General features: G+C 45.8%; 7 protein-coding genes. 3 read left to right on the forward strand and 4 right to left on the reverse strand.

The features are described from left to right. Positions 1-607: 607 nt before the first annotated feature. Genes IT291_11140 through uvrA form a run of 3 tightly spaced genes read right to left on the reverse strand, consistent with a single transcriptional unit; the run spans position 608 to position 7,230 of the window. Positions 608-886, reverse strand: a complete 279-nt coding sequence (locus IT291_11140) for an acylphosphatase (GenBank protein ID MCC6221783.1) — start codon at positions 884-886, stop codon at positions 608-610. Next, positions 883-1,632 (reverse strand): nitroreductase family protein, encoded by a 750-nt coding sequence (locus IT291_11145; protein MCC6221784.1) that lies wholly within the window; start codon positions 1,630-1,632, stop codon positions 883-885. The genes IT291_11140 and IT291_11145 overlap by 4 nt, the downstream gene beginning before the upstream one ends. A gap of 15 nt (positions 1,633-1,647) precedes the next feature. After that, positions 1,648-7,230, reverse strand: coding sequence for an excinuclease ABC subunit UvrA (gene uvrA, locus IT291_11150; protein ID MCC6221785.1), 5,583 nt, complete (start codon positions 7,228-7,230; stop codon positions 1,648-1,650). A 130-nt stretch (positions 7,231-7,360) separates the two neighbouring features. On the opposite strand from uvrA, the gene IT291_11155 reads away from it, so the two are divergent. The 3 genes from IT291_11155 (at position 7,361) to IT291_11165 (ending at position 9,598) form a co-directional block, all read left to right on the forward strand. Then, positions 7,361-7,588, forward strand: a complete 228-nt coding sequence (locus tag IT291_11155) for a hypothetical protein (GenBank protein ID MCC6221786.1) — start codon at positions 7,361-7,363, stop codon at positions 7,586-7,588. Then, the gene (locus IT291_11160) at positions 7,585-8,847 is read left to right on the forward strand and encodes a hypothetical protein (GenBank protein MCC6221787.1); all 1,263 of its coding nucleotides are present in this window, start codon (positions 7,585-7,587) and stop codon (positions 8,845-8,847) included. Before IT291_11155 ends, IT291_11160 begins: the two co-directional genes overlap by 4 nt. A 148-nt stretch (positions 8,848-8,995) precedes the next feature. Next, a complete protein-coding gene (locus IT291_11165; GenBank protein ID MCC6221788.1) occupies positions 8,996-9,598 on the forward strand; it encodes a polymer-forming cytoskeletal protein in 603 nt (200 codons plus the stop codon). 11 nt (positions 9,599-9,609) lie between these two features. Here the strand turns inward: IT291_11165 and rplS are convergent, their stop codons facing one another. Continuing rightward, positions 9,610-9,993 carry a 50S ribosomal protein L19 gene (rplS, locus tag IT291_11170; GenBank protein ID MCC6221789.1) on the reverse strand — a complete coding sequence of 128 codons (384 nt, stop codon included), beginning with the start codon at positions 9,991-9,993 and terminating at the stop codon, positions 9,610-9,612. Between the last annotated feature and the right edge of the window lie 173 nt (positions 9,994-10,166).

A 10,166-nucleotide genomic window follows, 5' to 3' on the forward strand; every position in this document is an offset into this window, starting at 1 on the left:
CCCGCGGCGCATGCCGGCGGCAAAAGAGCAAGTTTTACAGACCAAAGCTAATAGGCTTCTAGTCTCTAAGACTTGCTCTCAACTGCTATGTGCGTTCTAGCGCGTGGAAATCTAAAATTCGAAAAGGAGTTTCAATAAAAAAAAAGAAATGGCAATTAACCTCAATAAAACCCAAATAGCGTTCTCTCATCTCTACTGCGTGCATTAAAAAAATCGCAAGCAACAGAGATGAAATCCCCTTCCTCTACTCGTTTTTGTGATAACTGAAAGAACTTTTTTGCTATGGAGCATCAGTTTGGCTAGTTGCCACAATTGGGCCAATCAACACTGGCGCTCGACAAGCTAGACGAAGGCTTTTATGCAATAAGCCCCATCGGCTGCAAAAGAGTGCGTAGCATACCAAAAGGGGTCATAAAATACTAGATGGCTCCAAGTGGTAAAGTAAGCATGAAACCGTAGATCCCCCTGGACGCGCTTGATCTTTTGCGGCTATTTATAGCAAGTGCGTAAACACTTGCCAATAAACAACAAATACCGTTTCCAAAAAGTAAAACATTTAACGGACTGTTTGGAAAAGGTATGCCATTGCGGATAGGCACAACAACACCTACGGCAGTATACTAAATGCCTCAAACTCACCCGTATAATCTTCGTAGCTCACATCAACCGATAGCACTTTAGCTCGTGCTGGCCCTATTCCGACTAACCTAACTGCCTCCCTTACCGATGTCTCGTCACCCTCAAATACTGCCTCAACATTGCCATTAGATAGATTCTTTACCCAACCTTTAAGCCCCATACCTTCGGCGCTTTGGATAGTAAACGCACGAAAACAAACTCCTTGCACACGACCGCTGACAATCACATGCGCTCTAGTCTTGCTCACGATGTTTCCCTCTTGCGAAATCTATCAATGCTCACCTTGTCATTAAGCGGGAAGCGAAGCGTGCGCGTAATGCCTTCAACGTCTAGGGCGTAGCCGATTGCAATAGCGATAGGTATAGACATATACTTGGGAATATCGAGCATTTTTTTTAGTCTGTACTCGTCAAACCTTTCCATCGGATTAGTGTCTAAGCCGTAAGCTCGAGCCGCTATCATAAACGTAGCCGCCGCTAACATCGTTTGACAACGCGCATGCCACTGAGCCTCTTCGAAAGAATTTAGCACATTTGCCATTGGCTGCTTCAGACGCTTAAGGGGAACTACTATCCGCTTATATAAACCATATAATCCCAAAGGACCGGTTCTATACAACCTACTCACCATGCGACGATTAAACGCCACCTTTTCGGGCGTAAACACTTTAGCCTCGCTGCTCATTTTTAGCAGCCGATCGTATGGCAGCCTCCATGCCTTTGGATCCGCTACAAACACCACCGTAGCAGGAGCCTCAGTAACTTGATGCTGCCCCAATGTTACATATTCCAGCACGCTCTTTAAATTCGCATCTCTAATCACCACAAAATGCCACGGCTGAAGGTTATAACTACTAGGAGCGCGATTCGCCAGATCCAGTAGTTCGTACAGCACTTTATCTTCCACATCTCTCTGCGAAAAACGCCTTACAGTTCTCCGATCCAAAATCGCATCTATGGCAGTCTTGCTCCCTAACTGCGTCATTCCCGCCATTTTTGAAGCACCCTCTTATTCATTAGCTGCATGTAAGCCAATTTTACCACTATCGCAGTCTCCACGATTTCCCCCAAATTTAAGCCTAAGACAAGATGCCGTAGCTGTTTTACACTTTGACATAACTAACTCAGCGGGCCTACCGGTAAACACTACTTTGCCACCATTTTTACCAGCCCCGGGGCCAAGCTCGATCAAATGTTCCGCCTTACAGATAACATCCAGATCGTGCTCTATCATCACCACGGTATTGCCAAGCGCGATTAGGTCGAATGTCACCTTTAACAACTTCTCCACATCTGCCATGTGTAAACCCATTGTCGGTTCGTCCATCACGTAAAGAGTATCGACAGCGCTCCGCATCCCCAATTCTCTAGCAATTTTTAAGCGCTTTGCCTCGCCACCTGATAATGTGTACGTGGGCTGCCCCAAAGTCAAATAGCCAATGCCGAGCGCACTCACGCAATCTAACACCCGCCGAATCTTTGGGTAGTTCTGGAAAATCAACCGGGCTTCGTCCATTGTTTTCTCAAGCAGCTCACCAATAGCAACTCCCTGGAGTCCAATGCTCATTATCGACTCATCGTAGCGAGAGCCTCCACATACTTCGCAAACACTTCGAGCCTCGGGCAAAAAACTCATAGGAATCGTTAAAAACCCTCGTCCCTTACAAGCCGTGCACCTTCCGGCGGCCGTGTTAAAAGAGAACTGACTAGCGCTCCATCCACGCGCCCTCGATTCCGGCAAAGATGCATAAATAGCTCTAATCTCGTCAAACACTCGCAAGAAGGAAGCCGGAGTCGATGCAATACTTCTCCCAATCGGCGTTTGATCGATAATAACTATGCGCCTTATAGCCTCATGGCCTTCAAGCACACATCGAGCTCCCTTGCCATGCCCATTCTTACGGCCATTTCCTGACAAATGAGCTAACATCCGCGGCACTAAGGCTCCATGCACGAGCGAACTCTTCCCTGCTCCCGAGACTCCGGCCACTACCGTTAACCCACACAGCAAGAACTCGGCCGAAATATCTCGGAGATTGTTCACATTTACACTGCTAATTTTTAGAAACTTACTCGCTTGCTTTCCTATCGCCGCGCAAGCAACTATTGAATTACTAAATCCACCCCCACTCTCTGTCTGTAAACGCCTTTCGCGCAACGCCAGCCCGGTAAGCGATCTGCTGTTGTTCTCCAAATCATCAACCATACCAGCAAACACTAACTCGCCTCCTCCAGCGCCGCCAGTTGGACCAATATCGATAACGTGATCCGCTTGTCGAATTGTTCCCTCATCGTGCTCGACCACTACGACTGTATTCCCAATATCTCGCAATGCAAACAACATCGACATGAGCTGAGAATGATCCTTCGGGTGCAGGCCAATTGTCGGTTCATCTAATACATAGCAAACCCCACTAAGTGGCGCTCCTAAGGCACGGGATAATCTTAACCTCTGAGCTTCACCACCAGAAATAGAAGAACTCTCTCGATCGAGTTCCAAATAATCCAAACCCAGTTCGGCTATCATGCCGAGACGGCTCTTTAATTCCAGCATAATGGGCTGAACGAGTGGCTTTAGATTTTCAGAAAATTCAAAAGTGCCTAATAATTTTAGAAGCTGCGGTGCCGTGCACGCAGTTAAGTCATGAATTGCGTATCCATTAACGAAAACATTTCTCCCAATCGCAGCAATTCGCGCTCCATGGCACTTAGCACACAGCTGCTTCGTTCCATCGAGCAACACTTCACCACCCCTTCCTTCGCAGCCTTCGCACTGACCTCGTCGACTGCGGAACGAGAAATCTTGAGGATCGAGTGCACGAAACCCCCTCCTGCATTCGGGGCATACCTTGCTAGTGCTAAATACTCGTACATCCGCCCACTTGTCATCCACAGCGACCTCCAAAACTGAATTACCTAGCAGCAAACATTGGTCGATACCGCTGAGAAGCAAATCATAATTGACACGGCTGCATTTAAGAGACGCTACTAGAAGAGATATCCAGTGCAATTTAGTCTTTTGCAAGCGCAAGTCGGGATAAATAGAAACAACTCTATTGTCAATTTTGGCCTCAGAAATTTCTGCCGCACATGCCCTGTCGAATAATTCACCGTATGTTCCCTTGCGTCCAGACACCACCGGAGCATATAGGAACAACTTCTGCCCCTGAAAACTCCTTAACAGCTCCTCTGCAATGGATTCTTTAGAAAAACCACTTACTGGAACTCCGTGTTCAGGACAGTGCTGAATTCCAACTTTTGCGTAAAGCAGGCGTAAAAATTGATAAACCTCAGTAGTAGTAGCAATCGTCGATACTCCAAGAGGTGGGGCAGTTTTTTGCGAAATAGCTATAGTTGGCGGAAGCGAAGTTAGCTGTGCAACCTCTGGGCGCTCAAGCTGAGTGATGTATTGCCTAGCATACGGAGATAATGAGTCGATGTAGCGCCTCTGACCCTCAGCAAACAAAACGTCAAACGCCAGAGTAGATTTTCCCGAACCGGAAATGCCGGTGATAACGGTGAGTTTATCCTTCGGCACAAAAACGCTTATGTTTTTAAGGTTGTGGTGCTTCACCCCAATTATTCCTATACACTCCTCCTTATTACAATGAACAAGCGCTGAAGATGCCTTGTCGTTTGTCGGCTCATCATTTTTCAGTATGCGATTTCGACACTGCAAAGCCCTAGAGGTGTGCGAATTATGAACAACATCGTTGTCCTCGAGAAAAAGCTGTAGTGGCCCCTCAGCAACCACCTCCCCACCTCCGTCACCACCATCTGGTCCCAAATCTATTATCCAATCTGCGCTAGATATTACATTTAAGTTGTGCTCTATGCATATGACGCTGTGGCCGCTGGATACTAAGGTGCGCAAACTGTTAAGCAGCCGCTTTACGTCGTGGGGATGCAAACCGGTCGTTGGCTCATCTAGCACAAACAACAAGCGTTTTGACGATGATGGCTTTAAGTAGGAAGCCAATTTGAGTCTCTGAGACTCACCACCAGAAAGCTCGCTTAGCGATTGCCCAAGCTGTAGATAGCCGAGTCCTAAATCCAGCAACGGCCTTAAACGCAGCTTTATCTCTTCAGAGCGCCCCTTATCTTCTTCGCTACAAAAAAACGAATCCATATCGCTTAACGTCATGCGCAAAATGTCCACGATATTTTTTCCTGCATAAATAACATCGAGCACAGTTTCCTTAAACCTCAAGCCATTACAAGCTTCGCATGTTACGTAGACATCCGCCAAAAACTGCATCTCAACGCGAATTGCTCCAGCACCCTTGCATTCGGGGCATCTGCCACCCTCGACGTTAAAGGAGAAGGCGCTTTTTCCTAAACCTAAACTCTTGGCCTTATCGGTCTTAGCAAAGCAATCGCGCACCACATCCCACATCTTCGTATAGGTCGCACAATTCGAGCGTGGAGAACGTGCTACGGGGCTCTGGTCTATGCGAATAATATCATCTATCAACTCAAGCCCATCAATCGATCGCGCAACTGCCGATAACCCACCAGATACACTGCTTGCCAGGCCAGCAGACTTAAGCTTTTTACCGGCTGCGCATAAACACTCATCCACTAAGGTTGTCTTGCCCGAACCACTAACACCAGTAACGACAACGAACCTATCCAGAGGAATATCGACATCTATATTTTTTAAGTTATTAGCACGCGCTCCCTTAATCGAGATTCTTTGCGATCGAGCTTCTAACAAACTATTAAAAGATGGCAACTCGCTATCAACTAATGTTGGGGCATCGCCTGCCAATGAAAACAAGTGCTTTGCCGTTAAGGATTTATCACATGTCTGAAAATCCCTTAGAGAACCTTGAAACACTAATGAACCACCTTCGGAACCAGCTCCCGGACCTAAGTCAATCACGCTATCGGCAGCACATATGACATCCTCATCGTGCTCTACTACAATTACAGAATTTCCAGCATCTCGAAGTTGCTTAAGAACCGATAGGAGTCTATCAGTATCCCTGCGATGCAATCCAATTGAAGGCTCGTCGAGAACCACTGTTGTATTGACTAACTGAGATCCTAGTAGAGTCGTAAGATTTGCGCGCTGGCACTCGCCTCCCGATAGTGAGCGAGTTTGTCGATCTAATGTTAAATACCCTAAACCGATGTCGTTTAGATATTTTAACCTGTTAACTACCTCTCGAATAGTAAGTTTGGCAATTTCATCCTGAGCGTGCTTCTCTAATAAGCCTTCAAAAAACAAATAGGACTCGGAGATACTCAACCTCCAAATGTCGTCTATTTTCTTCCCCTCAACACAATAGATTAGTGCCTCTGGCTTTAACCTGCTTCCGTTGCATTTATAGCAGCGCACTTGCGTTCTATAGCGCGAAATAAATACGCGAACGTGCATTTTATAGGATTTGCGCTGAAGTTTGTTAAACCAGGCACAGACGCCATCGAAACCATCTGTTTTTTTTGTTGCAGAAAACAACAAATCCCTATCTTCCTGCGGTAGATGTTGCCAGGGAATTTTCACATTTATGCCACGTCTGGCACAGAATTTTTTTAGTGCTGCAAATTCTCGCGCGGTGGCGTTAGTAGCCCAACAGGAGAGAGCCTTTTCGTTGATGCTTCTAGATGGATCTGGCACGCAAAGCTCGGCATTCACGGCTAAGACCGATCCAAATCCGTTGCAGACATCACAAGCTCCTAGCGGACTATTAAAAGAAAAATGCGCTGGTTTCACATCCCGAAATGAGATCTTACAGGTAGAGCAAAATAGGTGTTTTGAAAAATGCTCCAGTACTAGTGGGGTTAATTGCTTATCGGCGCCGCCTAACAAAACGGTTATTAGGTGTCCGTGCCCAAATTTATAACCCTGCTCTATGCTCTCTATTAGGCGCTGTCGAAGCGCCTTACTAATAGGTTCCTGATTTGCGGCTTCTCTAGATTGCTCAAATATAAGTCTGTCTACAACGACAATTAGCTGCGGATTTAAAATACCATGGCAACGCAAATCGTTGTCGCAAAGGTCATCTAATCGAACGAACTGCCTAGTGCTTTCGCGAAAAAATCTCACAAATCCTTCCACTAAGAGAGTATCGCGCAAAGCGGTAACGCTTACTTCCGCAGTCAACTTCAAGGCAAATGCAATAGCAACGCCGCTAATTTCTTTTTTAACAAACCGCTCAACAATACTTTCGATAATACGTCCTGCCGTATCGCTGGTGACGGACTTCTTGCATGTAGGACAAATAATTGAAGAGTAGTGAGCCCAGATAACTTTTAGATAGTCGTTTATCTCGGTAATGGTTCCTACTGTAGAACGCGAACTAGTAACTCTGTTTCGCTGCTCGAGGGCTATAGCTGGCCTAACCCCGCTCATGCAGTCTAGCTCAGGAGGAGCTAGACGGTCTAAAAACTGCCTAGTATAGGGGCTAAACGTTTCGATATATCGCCTTGCACCCTCGGCATAAATAGTATCAAATGCCAGGGATGATTTGCCGGAACCAGATACGCCAGTAATTGCAACTAGTTCATCATGCGCTATGCACAAATTGAGGTTTTTAAGGTTATTTTGCCTTACGCCGATAAGGTTGAGGTAAGCACCTTTTGCCATTATAATCTTAGCTGCTCTTAGACACTAATCACTTTACTGGACCAATCTTGTCGGTATTTATATTATGACCTTCACTAATTTAAACCCAATACCTAAAATTATCGCGTATATCTTAGCAGTTGCCTATATTGTGACAACCTGTTCCTGCTTAAAAATTGGCTCTCCCATTCCGGCCACCGAGTCGAAATTTAAGCTGAGAAAGGCCGAGGAGTCGAACCTAAAAGTCCAGGCAAACCTCAGGGATATAAAGAGTGCCAACGTCGAGCTTCGCCGTAATGTTAAAGAAATAGAGCAGATTGTGGCAAGGCAAGCTCAAGTAGAATCTCAGATTATGGCGAAGGTAGGACGGCTAAAGTGAAGCTAAATGAGATCGTTGTAAAACATAAGTCAGTGCTAACCGGCGCAATTTGCTGCGTAGCTTTTATTCTCATTGCGATAGCGAATAGCGCAGCCGAGGAACCAGATTGCTCTATGGTTGCTAAAGCCATAAATATCACGAGCAAGTTGAGAGGACTTCACGTAAGAAGAAAGGTTCCATGCAGACTTGAGAATAGAGAGCAGGTTGAAAAGTACATTCGCGCTAAAATTCTAGAGGATGCTACAGAAAGAAAAATAATAAATGAGGGAATAGCATTTAGAGCTCTCGGGCTAATACCGGCTAGCTTTAACTATTTGAATGGATTGGTAAAGATGTACGTTTCACAGCTAGGAGGTTATTACGATGCGAAGCTAGACTACTATGTAATGGCTGAGTGGATTCCGGCTCCGATGCAAATGTCAATTGCGATTCATGAGCTCACTCATGCCTTACAGGATCAGCATTACAACTTAGACAGTTTGATGGACGAAATTGACGAACCCAGCGACCTACTTATGGCAAAAGCCGCGCTGATTGAGGGCGATGCTACCGCCGTAATGCTAGACTACAGCAGAAAAATATCGGGGCAACAAATGCTCCAAGAAGATAAATCCGTTTCGGGGTTCATGATGCAGTCTCTCTTGGGCTCAATGTTTTCTAGTGCTACACACGGCGCACCTCCATCCCTGCAAGCTATGCTGATGTTTCCCTATGTAAGTGGGCTGAATTTTGCTCACACCTTGCTTACATCACGAAATAATAAGGGGTACCAAAATATAGATAGAGCCTACAAGAGTTTGCCTATTTCTACTGAGCAGATTTTACATCCAGACAAATACTTAGCGGGGAAAAGCGATTTTGTAGAACTAGAAGACCAACTTCCCTCCGATACCACAAGGATTAAGTCCACCAAGCCCATATATTCGGATCGCTTAGGCGAATTTGCAATAGCGACGCTTTTAAGTAACTGGCTACCTCCTGCGCGCGCAAGCACCTCGGCGACCGGTTGGGGCGGAGACCGTATTTCCGTATACGAGCACATAGACGCCAAGAGCTACGTGGTAACATGGGCTACAAATTGGGATACAGTGAGCGATAGCGAAGGATTCTTTCAGGCAATCGTTGATGCCTATTCCAAGCGCTTTTCAATAACCCCAAGGAATGATTTCGATAAAACAGCCTATTTCGATACGCCTGAAATCGGAGTTGTTAGGATTATGCGAGACGATACCAAAGTCCTTTTGGAAATTGGCTTGTAAGTTTCTAGAGCTGGTCTCAGCCATTACTTTAAATTTGTTAAAATTATCATAGAGTCATGACTAAAATCATGCTATACGGTCTTTCAGAGGCTAAGTTATAACAACTTTTTTTGCTAAAAAATTCTAGACATAATAGCAGGTGTTTACCATGAAGTTTCAAAGAGGAAAGACGGGCCAAGAATCGAATAAACCATTTGAGGAAGAAACACTACAGCGATGGCGAGCTGCGGCACTAAAAGGCAAAGGAGAGATAGAAGCGCCAACTCAGCCAAATGTCGTCGAACGGGATATCGAAGACCTATCTGAAGCAGTTCGGCCAATAACTCAAAGCTCCCATATACCAGGTGATGTCCGCGCAATGATCGCCGGAACATTAGAAAAACGCGATCACGCCAGTGCGAGTGGAGAAAAAAACTTGGAACGCAGATTTGGGAGCGCCATAAAGGCAGCTTTAGGTCCTGGAACGACCATCGAGGGTAAACTGAGCTTTGAATCACCAGTAAGAATAGACGGCACCCTTAAGGGCGAAATTACGTCCACTAGCACATTAATAGTTGGAGAGGGCGGCGTAATTGAGGCCGGTGTAAAAGTCGGCAGCCTAATAGTTTTAGGCCAGGTAGTGGGTAACGTCGAAGCTCAAGAGTTAATCGAGATTCAGTCTACCGGCAGCCTCGAAGGCGACATAAGCACCAAGCGACTAACTATTGAAGAAGGTGGATATTTTAGCGGCCGCTCTATAATGCGAGAGTAAGCGAAAAGCGTTTAAGATAGCTCGGCTGCTGCCGACTCGTCCTTAACTGCAACGTAACGGGCTTCTTTAATCTTTGCAGCCTTACCGCTTAAATCTCTCAAGTAGTAAAGTTTTGCCCGCCGCACGTGACCGCGCTGCTTTAGTTCGACCTTTGTAACCCTCGGAGAATGCAATAGGTATGTGCGCTCAACTCCTACGTTATACGACACCTTTCTTACGGTAAATGTCTCGCTAATTCCCCCGCCACGACGACCCATAACCACTCCCTCAAACACCTGAACGCGCTCCTTACCTCCTTCTTGAATGAGTTGATGAACGCGAACGGTATCGCCAATAGAAAAATCTGGTAGCTCTTTTTTAAGCTGCTCTGCGTGTATTTTATCGATGAGATTCATAGCTAACTAGCCCCTTAGAAGCAATCTGAAACCTGCCTCCAATTATTCAAGCAAAATTGAAGGGCTAATACTGTCATTTCTAAAGACAATTTGCAAGTAAGAAATGCTAATAAATCTCCATTGAGATGCAATGGAACTTACACAAACCAAGCTATACCGTTTCCAAAAAGTAA

The organism is Deltaproteobacteria bacterium (assembly GCA_020845775.1).
GTDB lineage: Bacteria > Bdellovibrionota_C > UBA2361 > SZUA-149 > JADLFC01 > JADLFC01.